Source organism: Bradyrhizobium sp. AZCC 2289, assembly GCF_036924615.1.
Lineage (GTDB): Bacteria > Pseudomonadota > Alphaproteobacteria > Rhizobiales > Xanthobacteraceae > Bradyrhizobium.
Window position 1 is genome coordinate 6,447,527 of record NZ_JAZHRY010000001.1, and the last position, 21,723, is coordinate 6,469,249.

A 21,723-nucleotide genomic window follows, 5' to 3' on the forward strand; every position below is an offset into this window, starting at 1 on the left:
TGCCCGTCCGTCCCGGATGGCGCCACCTCGATCGTTGGAATGAAGGACATCCAGGACGGTCGCGTTCTTTCTCATCGCCTCGCCAAAACCAATGTTAGCGAAGACGAATTGGCGTCATACCGCCTCCGTTGTGGTGATCTTTTGATAAACCGCACAAATAGCCTCGATCAGGTTGGAAAGGTTGGGCTGGTTCATGCCGACCGTGATGATGTCTTCGCGTCGTATCTCGTTCGCCTCAACGTCAACACGGACCTGATCGAGCCGGAATATCTAAATTATTGGCTAAATTCGGATCTTGCGCAGCGGACGATCAAGCGAATTGCGACGCCGGCCATTGGACAGGCCAACCTTAATCCCACTGAACTTCAAAAATATTGCCTTGTCCCGATTCCGCCAGCGGTCCAGCGGAAGCGCATTGTCGAAGTTCTGCGCAAATGGGATGAAGCGATTGATACGACTGACCGATTGATTGTAGCCAAGCGATCTAACCGCGACTATCACTATCGAAATCTTGTTTCGTGGTCACGATGCAAGACAGTCCCGATCGGGTCTGTTGTCGAGGCGGTCGCGCGTCCAGTACCAACGCCTAAGACGGCTTATAAAGCCCTTGGTTTACGGAGCCACGGTAAGGGTACGTTTCAAAGAATAATCGAACGTCCCGAAGAGATCGATATGGAGACCGTCTATGTCGTCGGACCACACGACCTCATCGTAAATATCACATTCGCATGGGAAGGAGCGATTGCCCTTGCCCAAGCTGAGGATGCAGGCTGCTTTGTTTCGCATCGGTTTCCGACATTCGAGGTGAAAGAAGACAGAGTGAATCGTGACTTTCTCGGCTACGCAGTCGGCTCGCGGCGATTTTTTCATAACCTCGGCATCGCGTCGCCGGGTGGTGCAGGCAGAAACCGAGTTCTCAACAAAACCGCGTTTTTGAAGCTCGAAATTCCATTCCCGCCGAAGCCAGAACAGGATCGTATTGCGCGTTATCTTTTAGAGTTGGACAAGGAAATCGAAATTTTGAAATCCTATCGGGCTGCTATCGAAAAGCAGCGGCGGGGCCTCTTGCAAAATCTCCTTACCGGCCAATGGAGCATGCCGGTTCGCGACAGCGACGTTGATGCGGCGGCAGCCCGCGTCACCGAGGAGGCCGCGCAATGAACAAGCGGCACCAATTCAGGGACGGCGAGAAGCATCTCTCGCAGATTCCGGCATTGCATCTCTTGCAGACCATGGCGCCCAAATGGGTGATGTTGTCCAAAGCGGAGGTTGACCGCGAGCGGCGCGGCAAGCTTTCTAATGTGCTGCTGGAGGATATCCTTCGCGCCCAGCTCATGCGGCTTAACGCCATCGAGTACCGCGGAAAGCAATATCCGTTCTCCGAAGCCAATATCCAAACCGCGATAGAACGGCTCCGAAGCCGCGAGCCGCTCGGCATCATGCGGTTGAACGAATTGACGACCGATCTGTTGCAGCTTGGCACGTCGCTTGATCAGCCCGTCGAGGGCGACACGCGCGGTCGGTCTCTGAAATACATCGATTGGACCAATCCGGCCAACAACACCTTTCATGTCTGCAAGGAGTTCGATGTCGAGCGTTCCGGTTCAGCCAAGACACGGCGGCCGGACATCGCGCTCTTCGTCAACGGCATTCCGTTCTGCGTTATGGAGTGCAAGGGACCGAACGAGGATTTTGACGAGGCCATTTCTCAGAACCTGCGCAACCAAGGCCCCGACGAAATCCCGCATCTGTTCCGCTCGGTTCAGCTCCTCATCGCGACCAACAAGAACAAGGTGCGGTACGGCACGGTCGGCACCTCACGCAAATTCTGGGCGCTTTGGCGGGAGAGGGAGTTCACCGACGCCGACATCGGTCCGTTGCTGACCACGCCGCTGACCGCAGCCGAGGCGAAAAGCACTTTTGGCGACGGCTTCGAGGAAGAGCAGGCTCCCTTCGAGCGCATGATGGGGGACGGGCGCGCGGTTACCGAGCAGGACCGGGTGCTTTATGCGCTTTGCCGCCCGGACCGCCTCCTGGATCTTGCCCAGCGCTTTACCTTGTTCGATCTCGGCATCAAGAAGGTTGCCCGCTATCAGCAATTCTTCGCGGTCAAGAATATCCTCGCCAAGGTTAAGCAGCGGGATTCCGAAGGCCGCCGCCAGGGCGGCGTCATCTGGCATACCCAAGGGTCCGGCAAGTCCCTCACCATGGTCATGCTGGCAAGGGCGCTGGCGCTCGACACGGAAATTGTGAATCCTCGTATCGTGCTCGTCACCGACCGTATCGACCTTGACGAGCAGCTCAAGGCAACCTTCGCTGCCTGCGGCGCGGAGCCGGAGAACGCATCCTCAGGGCGGCATCTCCTGAAACTTGTCTCGCAGGACCGCGCTTCGATCATCGCGACCGTCATCAATAAGTTCGACACGGCCTTGAATATCCGGGACTACCGCGACCTTTCGAGCGACGTGTTCCTGTTGATCGATGAAAGCCATCGCGGCCAGTACGGCGAAATGCACACCCGCATGAAGCGGATGTTTCCGAACGCATGCTATCTAGGCTTCACGGGCACCCCGCTGATGAAGAGGGAAAAGAGCACCGCCGTGAAGTTCGGCGGGCTCATTGATATCTATGCCATCGACCAGGCCGTAAAGGACGGAGCGGTTGTTCCGCTGCTCTACGAGGGGCGTCACGTCGAGCAGGATGTGAACAGAGAAGGCATCGATGTCTGGTTTGAGCGTGTCAGCCGGAACCTGACGCCAGACCAGCGCGCCGACCTCAAGCGGAAGTTCACTCGCTACAGTGAAATCGGCCAGACAGAGCCAGCCATCTATTGTGTCGCCTACGACGTCTCCGAGCATTTTGCGAAGAACTGGAAGGGAACGAGCTTCAAGGCGCAGCTCGCGACCCGGTCCAAGCGCGCGGCACTGATCTACAAGCGCGCGCTCGACCAAATCGGCATGGTCTCGTCGGAAGTGATCATCTCGGCGCCCGATGACCGCGAAGGCTATGACGAGGTGGGGGATGAATCTGGCGAAGAAGTCGTCCGCTTCTGGAAAAAGATGATGGAGCGTTACGGCGACGAGAAAAGCTATAACCGGTCGATCGTCGCCTCGTTCAAGGATCGCGAAGACCCTGAAATCCTCATCGTCGTCGACAAGCTCCTGACCGGCTTCGACGCGCCCAAGAATACCGTGCTTTACCTCGACAAACCGCTCAAGGCGCACGGCCTCTTGCAGGCGATCGCGCGCGTGAACCGCGTCGAGGACGACAAGGAATACGGCTATATCATCGACTATGCGGGTGTCCTTGGCGAGCTGGACCCCGCGCTCAAGACCTACTCGGCCCTCGCTGAGTTCGAGGCCGAGGACCTTCAGGGCGTCGTCACCCAGAATCTTGAAGAAATCGAGAAACTTCCGCAGCGTCAGCACCAGCTTTGGGACCTCTTCAAAGAATTGCCCAACAAGCTGGACGAGGAAGGCTTCGAGCGGCACCTTGGCGACGAGGAGCGCCGAGAGGATTTCTACGAACGTCTGGCGCAGTTCGCGCGTACGCTTGCGATTGCACTCTCGACCGCAGACTGGATCAATGACCCCCGCAATGAATCTGCAATTGCGTCGTACAAGGAGGATTTGCGTCGGTTCCAAAAACTGCGAACCGCCGTCCGCAAGCGCTACCAGGAAGATATTGATTTCAAACTGTACGAAGAACGCGTGCGCAAGCTGCTGGACCAGCATATTCACGCCAACGAGGTCATCACGCTGACCGCCCCCGTCAATATCTTCGACGAAAAAGCGTTCGAGGAAGCGGTTGGGGAGCAGGCCACGCCGGCATCCAAGGCCGATATGATCGCCAGCCTCACCCAGCGCACCATTACGGAGCGCATGGAGGAGGACCCGGTCTATTTTGAGAAGATTTCGGCGTTGATCCAGAAAGCCATCGACGATCACCGGGCGCAGCGGATTTCGCAACTGGAGTTCCTCAATATCGTGCGGGATGCGCGAGAACAGGTTGTCCACCCCCGGCACGATGACGTGCCCCAGCACCTACGCGGCAACGATACCGCCGTCGCTTTCTATCATGCGATCGAGAAGCACCTCGCGGCCGTCGCACCGGGTGTCAACGTGCGGGCGGACGCCGGGGAGGCCGCCGAGGCGATGCTCGACATCATTGCTCGGCGGCGCGTGGTGAACTGGGCGCAGCGTGACGACATCCAGAACGAGATGCGCAACGACCTGGACGATTATCTGTTCGATGTCGTCCGCGATGGGAAGGGGCACCCGCTCACGCCCGATCTCATGGATGAAATCATTGACCGTATCCTGAGTATCGCCCGCACCCGGATGCCGGATTGATCCTATGCGGGGAACAATATCTTATTCAGACCATAGGTTCGATTACACCGCGCAGTTTTCGGCTCGCGCGACGATGGCGATCACCGTGTTTCCCGATGGGGCGATACGAGTTATCGCCCCTGAGGCCACCCCGCAGGCGGAGGTGGAACGGCGCTTGCGAAAGCGCGCACGATGGCTCATCCGCCAGATGCTGCATTTTGAACAGTTCCGCCCGCGCGCGCCCGCGCGCCGCTATGTCGGCGGAGAGACCCACCTTTATCTCGGTCGCCAATACCGCCTGAAGCTTCACAAAAGTGCCCTGGAGGAGGTCAAGCTTAAGGGCGCGTTTCTTCACGTGGCCTCGCCCGGACATCGCGAGCCGAGCGTCGTAAAGCGGCTTGTCTCAAACTGGTACTGCGAGAAGGGAAGAACACGAATTGCGGATCGCTTCACGATTATCGCGGCGCGTTTCGTAAAGCTGGGATGCCGTCCACCGTTACCCATAATCCGGTCGATGCCGCGACGCTGGGGAAGCTGGAGCCCGAGAGGCAGGATATCCCTCAATCCCGACCTCATTCGCGCGCCCACCGCCTGCATTGACTATGTCATCACCCACGAACTCATTCATTTGATTCACCCGCATCACGGTCCAGCCTTTTACGAATTGCTGGAAACGTTGATGCCGGATTGGCGCAGCCGGAAACTACGGCTGGAGCGCATACTTTCTTAGAGATCACCAAACAACGATTGTGCTGACCATAAGCGTTTTAAAGGACTGTTTTCCACGATGCCCACGCCCGCCCATCTTGACTGGCTTGTTGATACTGGGGAGCGGCTGACATCCGCCGACGGTGTCGAAATCGAAGTGTGGGAACTCCAGCACGGCGACGATCCTGCCGTCCTGTCGGCTTGGGCGAAGCATTTTCGCGAGCATTATTGCGACGATGAGATGCTAAAAAGGCTGGTCGCAGGCACAGGCAAGACCAACGGCGAATATTTGCTGGAGACTAAATTTCCTGATGCAACTGAAAAGCCGGGGCCGAGCATTCGTTCCGGGGACTTCGCTGAAATTCTCGTCGCAGACTATATCGAGTACAAGCTTGGTTACTGGTGCCCGCGCCAGCTCCGTTATGACCAAAAGTGGAGCCGAAATGAGTCGACTAAGGGCTGCGATGTCCTGGGCTTTCAGTTCGTAAATGACGATGGCGTCGATCCCAACGATGAATTGTTCGTTTTCGAGTCGAAGGCATCCATCTCCGGTAACACACCCAAGAACCGCTTGCAGGACGCCGTGACGGATTCTGCGAAAGATCCCTTGCGGGAAGCGACCACGCTCAATGCCCTCAAGCAACGCTTCTTTGAGCGTGGCGAAGAAGCGCCGGCACTAAAAGTGCAGCGTTTCCAGAACATGGCGGATCGTCCGTTCAAGCGGATAAGTGGCGCGGCTGCCGTGCTAAATTCATCGCTATATAACGAGACCCTGATCGCGCAAACAACGACGGCCGGGCATCCCAATTCGGCGAATCTGAAGCTCATCGTTATACGCGGGGACACCCTGATGGCCCTTGTGCATGCACTTTACGAAAGGGCTGCCAATGAGGCCTGAGGCAACGGCGCGACGGCTGCTTTCGGTTACCCGATCAAAAGCCAAAATGTACGAATTTGACGTGCCGCTGGAGGAGCATATCGCCCTGCCGCAGCGCCCCGAACTGCTGTTCTCGCTCGCGGTCGGGTTACTGGGCGATGCGGCGGCGGCCATTGCGGTCGGTGATACGGTCGTCGGGCGTGAACAAACCACCGAGGAGGCGTTAGGGTTCGCAGCGACCTATTTTGAAGCTTATGTCGACAGCCGTTTGGACGAGACTATCAAAGTCGATTTCCATCTACTTGGCGCCGCGGCTTACTATCTGGCTAGCAATCCCGGAAGCGCGGTGGTGGTTGTACGAGGCGCGGAGGCGCCGCCGGTTGCGCTCGGTTCGGGCCTTGCGTTGCTGGTCTATCGTCTGCTGCTTTCCGACTATTCGCCCATCGGCCACACAGCATATGGTGCATATCCTGATGCTGTACTCAACGCAGTTGCTGCGTATGTGGCCGGCGGTGGTAGCGCCGAAGACGCCGTAAATGAAATCGTCGGGATTCGCGAGGAGGCCTATCATACGGGTGACGGCCGGGAACTGCTTTACGCAGATATCGCTACCGCGCTTGTCCGTAAAAAGATCGCAAATGCGGCGCGTACGATTCTGCCCGGCGCGTCAGGCCTGCCGCTCCAGACCTGGCTTCCTGCCTTGCAGCGGACTGCATTCCCCCGTGAGCTATGGCCATCGCAGCAACGCATTTGTGCGGCAGGTGTCCTGCAAGGCACCTCGGCCGTCATCCAAATGCCGACCAGCGCGGGTAAAACCCGGGCCACCGAATTAATCTTGCGCAGCGGCTTTCTGAGCGGCCGCGTATCCCTTGCAGTGATCGTGTGCCCATTCCGTTCGCTATGCCACGACATCCGCGGCGACATGGCGCGCGCGTTTGCTGGCGAGAACGTCGTGCTGAACGAGGCGACCGACAGCTTCCAGGAAGACCTCACCGTTGAGGCCCTTTGGGCGCAGAGAACAATTCTGATCGTGACGCCAGAAAAGCTCCTGTACCTCCTGCGCAGGACCCCGGAGCTTGCACAACATATTGGCCTCGTCATTTACGATGAAGGACATCAGTTTGATAGCGGCGCGCGAGGCGTGACGTATGAACTCTTGCTGACCTCACTCAAGTTGTTGTTGGCCGAAGAGACTCAGGTAGTGCTTATTTCGGCTGTCATCGCAAACGCGCGCAATATCGCTGGTTGGCTTATCGACGATGAAGACCTCATCGTTGACGGAGCAGGGCTCATGCCAACGGCGCGGCGTGTCGCCTTCGCCAGTTGGCAATCGCAGTTGGGCCGCCTGGAATACGTCAGTCCGCTTGACCCGGACGACACCGAATTCTTCGTACCGCGCGTGATTGACCGTGTTGCGCTTCGCAAGCTTGGACGCGAAACACGGGATCGCTATTTTCCGACACCCGAGGACGGTAGCTCCGTTGGGCTCTATCTGGGACTTAAACTTGTTTCCAACGGCAGCGTGGCAGTGTTTTGCGGGCGCAAGGATACCGCCGTTAACATTTGCGCGGCTGCCGTGGACTTGTTCCAGCGCACCGACGACTTTGCCAAGCCGGTCGAGAATTCGGACCAGGATGAGGTTGCAAAGCTCGCGGCGTTGTTCGCAATGCAAATTGGCGTAGCTGCCCCATCCTCAAAAGCGGCTGAGCTTGGCATCTTTCCGCATCACGCCAGCGTTCCGAACGGACTGCGCCTTTCCGTCGAATTTGGAATGAAGACCGGCCGCATCAACTTTGTGGTTTGCACCTCCACCCTGGCGCAGGGCGTCAATCTGCCGATCCGATATCTTATCGTGACCGGCGTCTATCAGGGCGGTGATCGCATTCTTGTACGGGATTTTCACAATTTGATTGGCCGGGCGGGCCGTGCCGGCATGCACACTGAAGGCAGCATCCTTTTTGCTGACACGAAGGTGTTCGACAAACGGCGGCAGGTTCGCGAACGCTGGCGCTGGCGAACGGCCAAGGAATTACTCGACTTCGCGAACTCGGAACCGTCCACCAGCAGCATATCGGCGATATTTGAACCCTTCGAATACGGGCAGCCGACCCGCACCATCACGCTCGATGTCAATCTACTTCACAACTTGCTTTTCGACGACGAGTCGACGGTCGAATTTAACGTAACCCAGATCGTTGCGGCCAATCCCGGCGTCGATGCGTCACGTTTTCGGAGATACTTAAAAGAGCGGGTACAGATCGTACACGGCATTGCTTCGTTCCTGTTGGCTCACCTTGAATTTGCCGGTGACGGTTTGGCGGAACGCGCGGTCAATCTCGCCAGGAATACGCTTGCGCATTACCTCGCAGACGAGGCGCAGCGAACTCAGATCGAGGCGGTGTTTCAGACGATTGCCGAACGGATACTACAGGGCGCGGCCACGGAAGAGCTTCGCGCGACGCTTCGCCGCTCTCCGCTAGCTCCGACCACAGTCAATACCCTGAAAACATGGTTGGAGACCAATCGTGCCACGCTTGTTGAATCGCTCAGCGTTGGGACACTGCTCTCCACCGTATCCGCCGTGGTGCTCCATTACAATCGGAGTACCACCATTACTTCACTTTCGGATCAAACCGTGATGCCGCTCATTATCGAGAGCTGGATCGGCGGCGCGACTTTCGGCAACATTGTTCAACTGCTCATCGAGCGAAATATCCGGATCGGAGGTAACAATCGCTATCCGACGGTCGAAGACGCGGTGGCGATCTGCGAAAGTGGGCTTGGCTACGAAGGGGCCATGATCCTTGCCACCATTGCCGATCTTGCCGAGGGTGACGAGGGGGAGTTGTCGGGCGCGCTTGCTTTGCTTCAGCGACAAATGAAGTCCGGTTTGACCTCCATCGCAGCTCTAGGGTTCTTTGAGGCAGGATTTGCAGACCGTGTCGTCGCACAAACGTTGGCCGAGGCATTTCCGAACGTGGTTGACCGCCAATCGGCGCGTCTTGCCGCGCGAAATGCGACAGCCCAGGCACGGGAAGTCGTCGGTCCATACCCCGCGTATTTCACATCCGTTCTAAACGAACTTCTAACCTGACCTTCAATCATGAGCTTCTGAAATTCAAGATTGTGACTGGGGCATTGACGGGAAGACCTGATAAGGACGTTCTATGACGGCAATCCGGGGCGCCATTTTGATCAGTCGCGCCACGCCGGAAGACAATGCCTTCACGTTGTGGCTGGGCGGCCGGCTGATGGCGTTGGGCTATCCGCTGGGTCCTGCCCGTCAGCCTCGGAATTACCTCAGCGAAAAGCCGTGCCTCGCACAAAGGGCAATCCACATATCCCGGACCGATGTCGCGAGATCGGACAGCTCCAGGTCTGCACCACCTGGTCCTTCCTGCCTTACCCGCGGCGTTCCGCCCCATGGCCCCATGCCCCAGCCGCCGATGCCAAATCCTGTGCTCGACACGTAGGTGTTTGCCGCGCTGACAGGCGACGCAGCGTGCTTGCCTTTTTTGATCTCAAGATGCTTGCCCGCGTTGGCGATATTCCTGATCAGCTCGAAATCCGGGTACAGATCGCGCACTGCGTTTGCGAACGTCCGCTCATCCTTGACTGGCTGCGCGACTCCGCTGCCGTCGAACCAGGTAAAATTCGCGTCGATGTAACCCTGGTTTCCCCAGTACAGCCAGTCAGCCATGTGAAAGAGCGAACCTGCGCAGTGAAAGGCCTTCCTCAGGTTGTCGAGGTCGGCGAAGAAGTCGTCGTAGTCTGGAATGACCACCTCATTCCAGTACTTCTTGTAGTCGTCGATCTTCTGCATGCTCGGGTTGCCACTGGCTACGGCGCGTGTTGTGATTGCCTTCAGCAGGCGGTCCCTTGTCTTCCGCAGCCATTCGACGAGAGACGCGATGCCAGCCATGGATTGACCTCCAGAGATTCCGTCCGAAGGTTGCTCGCCCTAGTCTTATGGCAACTGGCGATACGGTACAACTAGGCGAACCCTGCCGAGATCGGATGCGCTCGGCGTATCTCATCGAGAGCTTTGGAACTACGACGCCCCTACGCCAAGGCCCGCTGGGAAGGTGACGTGATATCCGATTTCGGCGTTCGTAAAATCTGTATAAGTGCAATTTGCGTGACGAAACCTGACATGCGAGAGTTTCGCAAAGTTAAATTTGGTCCGGGTAAGATCGGCTTCATAAAAAGTAGATGCGGAAAATCCCGTCCCGCAAAATTCCGAATACGACAATCTTGCATCCGCAAAATTGCAGCCGGCGAAATGAGCCTCGTGGAAAAACCCTCGAATGGCGGCTCGCGCAAAATTGGCCTTGCCCCCATAAGTGTACTGGAAGCTTGAGCCGTCGCACGGGTTGGCGTGGCCTGGATTGGCCAGCGATGTGGCGTCCCAGCCCCAAAGGACATTGTCGCATTCCGCACACCGTAGGTTCGCATGGGAGAAAGTCAGCTTTTCGAGTCGTGACCAGGAAAGCCGCGCGTTTTGCAGAGAGGCCCAAAGGAAGCTGATGTCTCTAGCAATTACGCCGGTCAAATCGGCTCCAGTGAAGTCGGAGCCTCGCAGATTGACGAACGCGTCTGAACTGTTGTGGAAGGTCAGTCCGGTCAGATCGCAATCACTGAAGACGGCTCGCTTGCCCCGATTGCCATCTTCGAGCCAGACGGCGTGCTGTTCGATCGCTGCCGTTAGTTCGGACTGAGAGATCCTCCGGTGGCGCGCCTTCAGTATATTTGGCATCGCCAATGCGTCAACGGAAGCAGCAGCTGCTGCCGCAGTGGTGCTATTGAAGAAGGACCGTCTGGTGACGCTCATTATTTTGGATCGCTCACGACCATGCTGCGCCGGCGAGCGGCGTTACGTCGGTGATTCTGTAAGTGGCTTCGCACTCGGCATTGCCGCGATCCCTGTCGAAGTACCAGACCGTGAAAAGTCCGCCGGTTTCGATCCGCTTAGACCGAAAATTCGTATTGAAGTACCTGTCGGGCTCGCCGTCGCATGCTGCACCGTAATCTCCGCGCCCGTCTGGATGGACGACAAACGGGCATCGGTCGCCGCTGTCTTTGAGGTCGCCTGAGATTCCTGTGATGAAAATTCCCGGGGATGGCTTGCGGTCCTCGTCGCAAAGCACGTGAAAGACGACCGGCTCGCTTTCCTCTTCTCCCGACCCGGGGATGCTTGCAGCTTTGACAGCGCAGAATGTCTTCATGTTCTTCTCCATTGTTATTCGAGTGGAAGTGTCTTGATAAAAGCCGCTAATCGATCCGCCTCTTTCGCGGTTAAGTCCTTCGGCAAACGAAAATTTACCCGCCTGCTCGACCGCAGTTGGAAAACATGATCGGCGTCGTTGGGGTGATTTGAATATCCACCTGCTTCGCTGCTTTCCGCAGCTGCCGGAAGATTGCCTTGGCTTAGGAGTTCAAGGCTCTCGCTCATTCCGCGCGCCGCTTTTGCCACGCTTTGGAGCGTGTACTCCCATTTGATTCGCGATTTGAAGCCTCGGCGGCCGAAGATCCTGATACCGATCCCGGCGGCTTCGATGTCGGCGGCGAACTCTCTTGTTTCCGACTTCGTCATTTTGAGAGCGGCCTGCAACTCCTCAAATGTGGTCTCACGCGGCGTGCTGCGGACGCCGCTCGCCCAATCGAAGAAAGTCAATGTTGTGGGCCAGGCATCACGATTTGCCTTCTGAAGCCCTTTTACAATTTTTGGAACGCTAGCCATTTTAGATCCCTTAGGTTCCGTTTAGTCTAAAAATAAGCTATGAGTAAGTCAAGAGAGAGGCTATGGTAGAGTCTCCGTAACTGGGAAGGTGGGCGATCCGGTGCTTCGCCCGGTTTCTCAATAGCGCTGCTGGAGCATGGCTATGGCTAAGGCCCGTAAAGTCTCAAAACATAAGAATGAAGCTTCGACCGCGACCCTCAAAAGGGATTTGCGGTCACAACTGAAATCAGCTCGAAGTTCGATGACTCAGGCTAAGCAGCTTGCTACCAAGCTCGGCAAGGTCGAAAGAAATGTAGGCGCGGCAATCAAACCAATATTTGAAAAGTTGGAGTCCTTTGAGGTGAGACTGGAGGCTTTCAACGAGAGGCTCGACGCGATGGAGCAGAATTTTTTGGACCGCGTGAAGGTCGTCGCTGAAACTATTGCGGCAAATATGAAGGAAATCGCCGACAGCGGCCGACGCCCTGAAACAAGCAGTGGCACCATGAAGTCAGCTTTTGGAGCGCTCACTGAAAGGGGATTTACCGGATCAAAGCTTCCGGGAAGTTTCGAATCAAAACGCAAGTGAGTGTCGCAAGTCCGGAGTTCTTGCGGTGCGAATCTGGTCCGCGATCGACTAGACGTGTTCTGGAAGGAATATGCTGCGGCGCGGGACGCGGATTGCGCGAAGACCTACGCAAATGCTCGGTCGCGTCTCACTCAACGTGGTCGCACCAGACAGACCGAATCCTGCATGGCTGAAAGTCCTAAATCCGGGTTGTAATTTATGGAGCGCGTAGCACAATGCGTGCAACCGGGGGAAACTCATGCAAGGGCCAGCCGTCACGCATCTGTCTATTCGTGTGCCGTGGCAGGATACGAAATGGGATGGTCGAGTCTGTACCGATCCTGTTAATAATCAGTCCTGCGTGGTCCTCAAGGCCATTGCGGAAAATAGGAACGACCTCGCCGAGGATGGATGCCGCGGCGAATGGATTCACGATCTAGATGATGACCGAAAGCCGCCTTGCATTAAAGAGCGTGCATCTTTCCTTTCAAAGCATGGTCTCACGCTTAAGGTCAGGCTTAACTACGCGGATTGGAGTCCAGCCCATAAGCACATCGAGCGCACACCAGTGCCCGTGCCTGCCTTCGGTGCGACGCTAGTCCCTTTCCGGTGGTTGTTGCGCGAGAGTGGATTTGAGATAGCCAAAAACCTCGACCTCGATGTCAGCCAGGAACGCGAGCCCACGGAGCCCGCCTTTCTTGCGCGTACGGCTTGGATTCAGGACCACGAAAACCAGCAGGCTCTTCTCGATGCATTCTCGGAACGAGCCGTAGAAGAGGAATCGCTGACGTTTTTTTACGCAAAACGCACGCCGCTTGCGGACGACGATCGCCGCGTTATCGTTGCTGTCGGTCTGCTGAAACACAAAGGCAAGGTCGAGCAATACAAATACGCCAAGGATGCGCCAAAGGGTCATTTGCGCGCGATGATGTGGGAGCGGCCGATCCAACATTCGATCAGGCCGGATGCCGCCAACCCCGGGCACTTTATCGGCGGGATCGTGCTCCCTTACCACGCGATCCTTGAACGTGCGGCCGAGGACGATACGCTTGATCCCGGTGAATTCCTCGCCTGCGCGCCGGATGAATCGCGCGATCAGTTTTCCTATGCCTCCGAGCATGTCACGCATGGCGCGGCCATTACCGCGTTGCTTGCGTGCAAAACTGCCCTGGAACGTGCTTCGACGAAATTGACAGGGCCGTGGCCACAGCAGATCGCCTGGATTGATCAGCAGATAAACCGGCTCTGGAAGTTGAGCGGTCCATGCCCCGGTCTCGGTAGCGCCCTTTCGGCCCTGGAAAATGGGTTTAACGGAACGCTATTTGCGCTCGCGCTCTCCGCAACGCTAGCGGAAACTGACGATCCGTGGATCGCCGCTGATAAAATATTTCGCGGTGGGGCAGCCCCGGCGGGAGCACCAAAGATCACCAAGATGCTTCAGAAGCGTTGGGCGTACCTTCACAAGGAGGAACCACGCCGCGCGTCATTGTTACGCCTTTTGTCCCGCTTTGAGCTGAGCCGCGACCAGGCAATCCGCTGGTTCGAAGATACGAACCTGGTGAACGCTGTGCTTGAGAACCCATACCTGCTTTACGAAAACGATCGATCGTCGCGCGATCCGATTGGTATCTGGACAATCGACCGCGGCATTTTCCCCGACACTGAGGTCTTAAAACGCTATCCGCTTCCGAAGGAATGCACGATCGATCCCGACGAGCATGATGATCCGCGTCGGCTCCGCGCGATCGGCGTCTACCTTCTAGAGAAAGCAGCCTCCGAGGGAGGTCATACCTTGCTGGGTGCCGACACCGTCCATGGGCTCGCCAAGGAATTGCCTGCAACGCGACCAGTTCCGCTCGATGCGACCGCCGCGAAGCTCTGCAAGGACGAATTCGAAAATGAGATCGCGGTCTTCGAAGCGCCGGGCGTCGGAGGTCTTGCGCTACAATTGAAGCGCTACGCGGATTATGGATCGATCATCAGGCGCGCTGTCGCCGATCGCGTTACAGGCAAGATCACGCCTGGAAAGGTGGATTGGTCGGATAAGCTCGCAAAGGCTTTTGGCCCGCTTAAAAAGGACGATAAGGAAGAGGAGAAAGCACGTAACGAGAAGGCGTTCGCGCTAGATGTATTGGCGAATAACCGCTTGTCGGTTCTGATTGGGCCCGCTGGCACTGGCAAGACAACGGTACTTCGGCAACTCCTCGAACAAAAGAAGCTCGTCGGCTCCGGCGTTGCGCTTCTCGCGCCGACCGGAAAGGCGCGCGTGCGGCTCGGTCAGCAGACCCGCCGTGCCGAAGATACCAAAACGCTTGCGTTGTTCCTGAAGGAATACAAGCGATACGACGGCTGGACCCAGCGTTACTTCGCCGACTCCAATGCCCCATCGGCGGGCGGAGTTACCACCTGCATCGTGGACGAAGCGTCGATGTTGACCGAAGACCAACTGACCGCGCTTGTCGACGCGCTGCCGATTTCTGCGCGCCTAATTCTAGTCGGCGATCCGCGCCAGCTCCCGCCGATCGGCGCGGGCCGGCCATTCGTCGATCTCATCTCGCACCTCGAACGTGATCATGCCGGAAAGGGCGTGGCTGAACTCACCGTCAGGCGTCGCCATGCGTCGGCGAACGCGACCGGTACGCTAACGCGCGACCTCGCATGCGCTGATGTGCAGCTCGCGGACCTTTTTTCAGGCCGCGATCTGCCCCCGGGAGAAGACGAAGTCTTGGATGGCATTCTAGCCGGCAACGCAGATGAACGACTGCGTTTCGTTCGCTGGAAGACGCCCTCGGAGTTGCGCGCGATCCTCGACACGACGCTTTTAGACGAATTGAGCCTGGACAAGGATGCGCAACAAAAGAGCCTCGCTGTTGCGCTCGGCGGAAGCCCTCAAGGCGACTATGTGTATTTCAAGGAAGGGACCGGCATCGCCAAATGTGACCAGTGGCAAATCTTAACGCCGCATCGCAATCAGTCGAGCGGATCTATCGATCTGAATCGCCACATCAAGGAGGCGTTTCGAAGCGACACGCTTCGGTTCGCGCGTAGTTCCAATGAAGGCCCACCGTACTATATCAAATATCGCATGATCCAGCCGCGCGGTGCCGAGCAGATAACTTATGGGGATAAGGTTATTTGTATCCGCAATCACAACCGGCAGAGCTATGCTTTCGCAGATAAACAAAAAGGTGACGGCTATGTTGCCAACGGCGAGATTGGTATCGTTGTGGGAGATGCCTACAAAGCAGGCAACAAACCCAGCTGGACGAAGGTGCAGTTCTCTTCGCAGCCGGAGCTGACCTACGGCTTCAGCGGACGCGACTTTTCAGAAGAGGGCACGGCGATCCTGGAGCTGGCCTATGCTGTCACCGTGCATAAGGCGCAAGGAAGCGAATTCGGTAAAGTGATCCTCGTCTTGCCGGCGCGCAGTCGGTTGCTCTCGCGCGAAATGCTTTACACCGCTCTCACCCGGCAAATGGACCGTGTCGTTATCCTTCATCAAGGCGATTTGGCGCATTTGCGGGCCCTGCGATCGCCCTTTTTCTCCGAGGTTGCACGGCGGATCACCAACCTGTTTGCGCCGCCGACGATGATCGATGCGGGCCCGCCGGCGGGAGCCCCTGCCGGCACTGTTGGACGGACATTCCTTGAGGAGAAGCTTATCCATCGCAGCGCGAGGGGCGACTTAGTAAGCTCAAAATCCGAACTGGTGATCGCCGATCTGCTGTTCGAGGCGGAAAAGAAGCTTGGCATCCGCTATTTCTTTGAACGCGTCCTGGTTGGCGAAAACAACAGGCAGCGTTGGCCGGATTTCTCGATTGAGGATCGTGACGGTGAAACGTGGTACTGGGAACACTGCGGCATGCTCGACCAGCCCGACTATGCAAGCCGCTGGAAAGCCAAGCTCGCCTTCTATGCCGAGAACAAGATCAAGCGCTGGAGCGAAGGAACGCCCACCGGTCGGCTGATCGTCACGGAGGACGGACCCAAAAAGGGTCTTGATACCCCGGCGATCCGGACATTGATCGAGCGGCTGTGGGGTCGATAAGCGACTTCACCTTTCCGTCGATCGCTTTGGCCCATATTCCGGCCCATACATGCGTGAAGATTGCACGCGAATTGGGGCGAACGCACGTGAGGCCCGGCGCACTGCTCGCGCCTGTGGCGCATGTGTTTCTTGAATGTCGGCGAACGTATGCGAATGAGGGCGATATATACTAATTTGGACACTCTCTCCGCCAGCTTGGCCGAAGCCATGCACTTTCTACGCTGATTTGTCGGCAATTGTACGCATTTGAATAAGTTAAGCGTATCGACCCTGCGCGAATTAAATGTAATGCCTAAAAGGCAAGGGAGCGTCGTCTAAAATAGGAGCGGCCGTAAGTATCTCACCTACGGCGTCTGCAAAGCGCAAAGTTACGGGCAATCCGTCCGCAAAGAGGCAGGCGTTGAAGTTGACTTTCGTCAGCCCCATAATGTCCGCAAGCACCCTATCAATGTCTGCGTCACCTCTGTTTACCTCAATCAGAAGAGGATTCGGGACTTCGCGGCCGGGGTAGGTCGCAAGAGGCGCTATATATCCTGTTGTCCAAAGCAACGCTCTACGTTGGCCCAGTTTATAGTATGACCCCCGCAATAGCGGTATGCGTCCAGAAGCAAACAGCTTCATTTCTTGGGAGCGGGTTATTCTAACGCCAACGAGGTTTATATGAGCGGGCACCGCCTCGCGAAATCCGGCCCATTCTTCGTCATTAAATCTCGTGCGTCCGTGAACAAATAGTTCTACGGGTTCTCTTTTGTGTTCGTCGATATATGACTGGAGCAGCCGAGACATAAGCGCACGAGCTTCGGTTTTCGGAAGGTGAAATTCCTTTGTCTCGTTCGAGTACCATGGGCCCATCGCACCCTTAAAAACCATTCCATCGCCAGAATCCAAGAACATCTGTGCGCCACAGCAGGCGTTCCCCTTACTAAGGTCCGCGGTGTTGATTTTGAAAACAAGTCCTACGTAGCAAACACCTTCACGCACATCGGCGAGTTTCCATGGTCGGCCACCGCTCTTGAAGAACGCGGTTGTACAAAGATTCCAAGCGACGGTCGCAGGGTCTTGTAAGCGTCTTTGATGGACGTCATCCGAGAAGCCGCTCGTTAGTGTACTCTCTCGTACGACTTGAACGACAGCGCGCGAATTTATCAGACGTGCTTTGAGTTGATGATGAAAATTCACCTCGTACCGGTAGATTTCCGCCGCATTCATTTCCTCTGCAAAAAGCGAGGGTTCCGTAAATAGCCTCTTTGCGACTTTTGGGCCGATGGAGCGGCCAGAATAAATCGTTTCCGTCTTCGTCAGCCGGGAAAGAGGTCTTCCCAAGCGCCAAACTTCATCCGGAATAACCACAAACCAGACGTCCACTGCAGCGTCTTCCTCGCGCAGTTGCCGCCGAATTGGCTTCTCAAACAGTGAAACGGTGTCGAATATGGCTTTGTGTCTATCCGACTGTCGGATGGTGTTAGCGATTTCAGTTGCCGAGATCGCAATCTCAACTACGGGAGTAGCCGGCCACTTAGTTCTGAAAGCTGCCTCAAATCCAGGGAAGGCAAATTGATGCGGGGAATCCTCCGAAACCTGCGGAATGAATCGGTTTGTTTCATTAAGCCAGTCATGAAATATCGAGACGCCTTGCTGCGTCCCAACAACGCCAGCGCGTATTTGCGACGGTTTGCGGTGATCGTTTATCGGCCCGAAGAGAAACAGGCCATTTCTCGGATCTTCAAGTTGTTGTCGAAACCCGAATTCTAGCTTTGGCTCGTCGAGCACGCTGACTTTATCAAAGTCGGTCATTCGCCAATCACTTCAGATGTTTCAGAAGGTGAGAACTCCGAAGTATCTTCCAAATCGACCACATCATCGTCGGCAGACAGTTCGTCATCTTCCACTATTTCGTCGGTCGACTCCACGGAGACTTTAGCATCGTCTTCGAGTGATAGAGGAGACCAAAGCGAGAAAAGTTGGTCATCAAGTCCGAGGACTGTATCACCACCCAAATTAAGTCCCGCACTTGGGCTCAACCAAGTGACGAAGGCGATCAACATATCTCTCCAACGGTCATTCCACCAACTCTTACAGAAGCGCCTTCGAAGGGCATGCATTCGATCTTTGCTAACGAGCGGAGTCGAACCGTCCGCAGTGAAAATAATATGCTGGCGCAGCACAAAGCGAGGATGTGCGCCCAGTACGGGCCGCGCTTCAACGGCAAAGTGCCAAAAGACTTTTCTACGTTCACTCCAACCGACTAGTGATTTTCGGCGCTTTTTGCCAGTTGCGTCGAGAAACTGCACTTTGTTATTCGGGATAAAATCAGTGGGCATGTACCAAGCCAGGGCATTGGAAGCCATTGCAAAACTGCGCAAGCCTCGCTTATCCATTTCAAAGTCCCAAGCTTGGCGGAGCATGCTAATAGAGAGATTGTGCGCGTCGCGCGCTCTCATTCCGGGCAGTTCAGAGCTGGCTCCTCTGAGGAAATCATCGAAAGGTATTGCGTACTTTTCCGTCAAAGCGGGCAAAGCCGAGTCAGGGCCCGCGATTCCTTCGCCGCTAGAGAACGAGCCGATAAGTCGGAGGTACTTAAAGGATGGTACACGCAGCGATCGAGCAATACTTTCGATCTTATCGCCCGGTGCGGCGACGTCGAATAGACGTATAACATCCGGCAGGTCATTAATCAGTAGCCAATTGCTTGTTAGTAGCTCTGGTTTATGCGTGACTAACGGCACCTTATGTATGCCGCTCAGCTGAATTTTGCTCATGGCACTGGACAGAGTCCCCGTCCGTTTTGGTACCCTATCTTCGTCGAGTGCTCCAAGGACAGCCATCAAACCGTTGGCCCAGTTTTGATTGAAGTCGATGATATTTTTCCGAGCAAGGTTGGCTCTGACTTGGTCGAAACCTATTTCATCAATTCGCACGGGGATCACGAATCGGGTAATATTTTCGGCGCGTTCAACGCGAACAGCCAAGTCAATCTCATCCAGTAGATTTGCCTTTGTCTGAGAAGATTTTGACAGTACGACAATCACTTTGGCTGACTTGAGCCGTATGGTTGACTCGATGTCTTCCCAGAATTTGTCACCAGCTTTCAGATTGTTTACGTCCGACCAGACCTCGAAACCGAGCAACGTAAGTTGTTGCGTTAGCCAGAGAGTGAAAACGTTATCCTCTGGGTTCGCGTGGCTGATGAAAATTACTGAGCGTGCGGTATCTGCGCGACTCGCACTAGCTTTGACAAACGGAAGACGCAGAACATCCCACGGCTCGTGCGACTCCATGGGAAGGCCCTCAAGCAATTGCGCAACGTATTCTTCGTCGAATTGATTGCTGTCGACGAGGATCGCAATTGGACCTTTCAAGGCCCGTGCGAGTTGCGTGTCCCATATTGTTTCGGCCGCTTTTGCCGAAGAGCTCTGGTGGGAGGGGAGGCCGCGATGTAGGCTGGAAAGATCGAGGTACTGCGCCGCGTGACTTTTGAATAGCGCGAACGCCTCTCGGCGATTTAGACTACCTATGTCAAAGCGCGGTACGCGGCGAACGTCGAAAACATATCTTGGCTTGGAGCCTTCAATAGTCGTCCGAAAATCGTTCTCTGTGAGCGCGTCAACGTTTAAGAATATAACGAGCGACTGGTTTTCGTTTGCAAACAGCGTATTTTGCCAAGCAGGTCGCGCAAACACATCCTGCGAAATAGGCGCGTCGATTTCTTCGGTCTCTACAATCCGAAGGAAGTTCGGTCTTTGCTTTTTGAAATCCGCCATTATTTTGATTTGGCCAAAGCTGCCTCAAGCGCTACATAGCTAACACCTTGAAGGTGCCAAGGTGTGCCCCATTCAGGCACTCCTATCTGAAATGCCCCTGTTTTAGAATCCTTGAGATCGCGATCCTTCAAGAATGCTCGTCTGTATAGACGAGGAGCAACGCCGGTAAAGGCGCGAAACAGAACTTTGTTGCCACCTTTGCTAGGTTCAAGCCATTTACTCGCGCGAACAGTTATGGCATCGGAATGAAGAGTAAGTGCTTGGCTCTTGGGGTAGGGTTCGATGTATTGAACTTCATCGATACCGGCGGCTACTATTCCTCGTGCGCAATAGTGACAGGGAAAAGTTGTCACAAAAAGGCGCGTCCCGACGGTAGTGACCCCTTTTCTCGCGGCTGAGAAAACAGCGTCCATTTCGGCGTGCACGGCTCGGCTAAATTCTAGAAGATCCCCGACGCGGCTACCCCTCAATTCTAGCTTGAGAGAATTCTTCCTAATGTTATCGAGCTTATCGAGCTCCGGAACGTCCTCAATCAAATGCTCGATGATGGTATTCTGCTCCTTCGTGTTGCTGCAGAATTTCCCACTCTTTTGATAAGCGCAGCGGTGGTCATCTTGGCTGTCTACGAATGACTCACCATAGACGCCGCCTCCGGCACGGGGGACTTCATTCGTCCCGGTAGCGATTACATTGCCGTTCGCATCTAGAAGTGCTGCGCCGACTTGTCGTGACAGGCACGCACTCTGCATCGCCGCGCCGTAGGCGTCATGCATCGCCGTCTCGGCTAATGAAGGGCGAACAACGTCCGCCGCAGTCATAATTCGAATAAGCCGCGATAGTTTCTCGCTGATATCCCAATCTGGATTGGGTTCTTGACCTTCTAGATATTGATCGGCGGTATTGTCTACAAAGTAGTCCGCCATGTGAAATGCATCGGAGACGCGCTGGCCGTGCTTTTCAGCGGCACGAGCATCGCGCGCCATGAATGTTTCAGAATCTCCAACTCCTGCGTTGGTGTATTTCTTCCCGATGCGTTGCAGGCGGGTATTTGCTTCGCATACCACAGCAACCAATACGAACGCATCTTGGTACACGCGGCGCAACAACTCAACTTCGGCCGGATGCCGGATCGAATCTAGAATGTATGCACGGCGAGTGCCGTCAGGTTGCACCTCACTCTCTCCGGGATTCTGAATCCCAAGCTTGTCCGCGCGAGTGAGCCTTATCTTTTCGATGAGGTGTCGTGCGACAATCGCATGGTCACCTTTCGAGCGCATCTTGTCGCCGAGGTCTTGGAAGGCTTCGGTGGTGGCCAGATTGTTTGGGGGTGTGTTGGGCACCTGCTCGTCATTCTTCGGTGCCCATTCTTCGATTACCTTTCGCGCTTTCAAGATTTCGACATCGAATTGTCCGTCAGGCAGTGCCGGGCTTTCAAGAAGGCCTTTGAGGGCCGTGGCGATCTCGCTCGTCCCGGACCCAACATAACCGACGACTGCGAATACAACTTCGTTGGAAGCATTTTCCAAAACGAGTGATTTCGCTGGCTTTAGTGATCCGCTCGCATTGGGAGGAGTAATTGCTGGTTGCACTGCCATATGAAAAGTTCTCGATACGGGTTAAATTATACGAATCGGAAATCGAATAAGATCATAGTATCGAAGGTCGAAGTCGGAGTCGCGAGGTAAGCCTCACAAGGCTTACAAATAGCGAG

Annotated in this window: 14 protein-coding genes; 7 read left to right on the forward strand and 7 right to left on the reverse strand. The window is 55.7% G+C overall.

The genetic code is table 11. The features are described 5' to 3' along the window. The first annotated feature begins 39 nt into the window (after positions 1-39). From V1289_RS30620 to V1289_RS30640, 5 genes are all read left to right on the forward strand, one after another. Complete coding sequence (locus V1289_RS30620) at positions 40-1,161, forward strand: restriction endonuclease subunit S (protein ID WP_334401492.1); 1,122 nt, start codon at positions 40-42, stop codon at positions 1,159-1,161. Beyond that, on the forward strand, positions 1,158-4,352 hold the full coding sequence (locus V1289_RS30625; protein WP_334401494.1) for a type I restriction endonuclease subunit R: 3,195 nt from the start codon (positions 1,158-1,160) through the stop codon (positions 4,350-4,352). The genes V1289_RS30620 and V1289_RS30625 overlap by 4 nt, the downstream gene beginning before the upstream one ends. A gap of 73 nt (positions 4,353-4,425) precedes the next feature. Further along, positions 4,426-5,061 (forward strand): M48 family metallopeptidase, encoded by a 636-nt coding sequence (locus tag V1289_RS30630; RefSeq protein ID WP_334401496.1) that lies wholly within the window; start codon positions 4,426-4,428, stop codon positions 5,059-5,061. A 57-nt stretch (positions 5,062-5,118) separates the two neighbouring features. Beyond that, on the forward strand, positions 5,119-5,937 hold the full coding sequence (locus V1289_RS30635; RefSeq protein ID WP_334401498.1) for a virulence associated protein: 819 nt from the start codon (positions 5,119-5,121) through the stop codon (positions 5,935-5,937). Between the two features lie 46 nt (positions 5,938-5,983). Then, positions 5,984-9,010, forward strand: coding sequence for a DEAD/DEAH box helicase (locus V1289_RS30640; RefSeq protein WP_334401500.1), 3,027 nt, complete (start codon positions 5,984-5,986; stop codon positions 9,008-9,010). Positions 9,011-9,211: 201 nt separating this feature from the next. Here the strand turns inward: V1289_RS30640 and V1289_RS30645 are convergent, their stop codons facing one another. The 4 genes from V1289_RS30645 to V1289_RS30660 all read right to left on the reverse strand — a co-directional run bounded on the left by V1289_RS30645 (position 9,212) and on the right by V1289_RS30660 (position 11,656). Then, complete coding sequence (locus V1289_RS30645) at positions 9,212-9,838, reverse strand: hypothetical protein (RefSeq protein WP_334401502.1); 627 nt, start codon at positions 9,836-9,838, stop codon at positions 9,212-9,214. Positions 9,839-9,967: 129 nt separating this feature from the next. Beyond that, positions 9,968-10,747 carry a pentapeptide repeat-containing protein gene (locus V1289_RS30650; protein WP_334401504.1) on the reverse strand — a complete coding sequence of 260 codons (780 nt, stop codon included), beginning with the start codon at positions 10,745-10,747 and terminating at the stop codon, positions 9,968-9,970. A gap of 13 nt (positions 10,748-10,760) precedes the next feature. After that, positions 10,761-11,153, reverse strand: coding sequence for a hypothetical protein (locus tag V1289_RS30655; RefSeq protein ID WP_334401506.1), 393 nt, complete (start codon positions 11,151-11,153; stop codon positions 10,761-10,763). A gap of 2 nt (positions 11,154-11,155) precedes the next feature. Next, a complete protein-coding gene (locus V1289_RS30660) occupies positions 11,156-11,656 on the reverse strand; it encodes a hypothetical protein (protein ID WP_334401507.1) in 501 nt (166 codons plus the stop codon). Between the two features lie 142 nt (positions 11,657-11,798). Here V1289_RS30660 and V1289_RS30665 point away from each other — a divergent pair, with 142 nt between their 5' ends. Beyond that, on the forward strand, positions 11,799-12,224 hold the full coding sequence (locus tag V1289_RS30665; protein ID WP_334401509.1) for a hypothetical protein: 426 nt from the start codon (positions 11,799-11,801) through the stop codon (positions 12,222-12,224). A 238-nt stretch (positions 12,225-12,462) separates the two neighbouring features. Further along, entirely contained in the window at positions 12,463-16,251 is a 3,789-nt protein-coding gene (locus V1289_RS30670) for an AAA family ATPase (RefSeq protein WP_334401511.1), read from the forward strand. 279 nt (positions 16,252-16,530) lie between these two features. On the opposite strand, the gene V1289_RS30675 is transcribed toward V1289_RS30670, so the two are convergent. The 3 genes from V1289_RS30675 to V1289_RS30685 are packed head-to-tail and all read right to left on the reverse strand — an operon-like array spanning position 16,531 to position 21,607. Further along, positions 16,531-18,045 carry an argonaute/piwi family protein gene (locus V1289_RS30675; protein ID WP_334401513.1) on the reverse strand — a complete coding sequence of 505 codons (1,515 nt, stop codon included), beginning with the start codon at positions 18,043-18,045 and terminating at the stop codon, positions 16,531-16,533. After that, on the reverse strand, positions 18,042-20,012 hold the full coding sequence (locus V1289_RS30680) for a toll/interleukin-1 receptor domain-containing protein (protein ID WP_334401515.1): 1,971 nt from the start codon (positions 20,010-20,012) through the stop codon (positions 18,042-18,044). The genes V1289_RS30675 and V1289_RS30680 overlap by 4 nt, the downstream gene beginning before the upstream one ends. After that, positions 20,012-21,607, reverse strand: coding sequence for an anti-phage dCTP deaminase (locus tag V1289_RS30685; protein WP_334401518.1), 1,596 nt, complete (start codon positions 21,605-21,607; stop codon positions 20,012-20,014). The genes V1289_RS30680 and V1289_RS30685 overlap by 1 nt, the downstream gene beginning before the upstream one ends. Between the last annotated feature and the right edge of the window lie 116 nt (positions 21,608-21,723).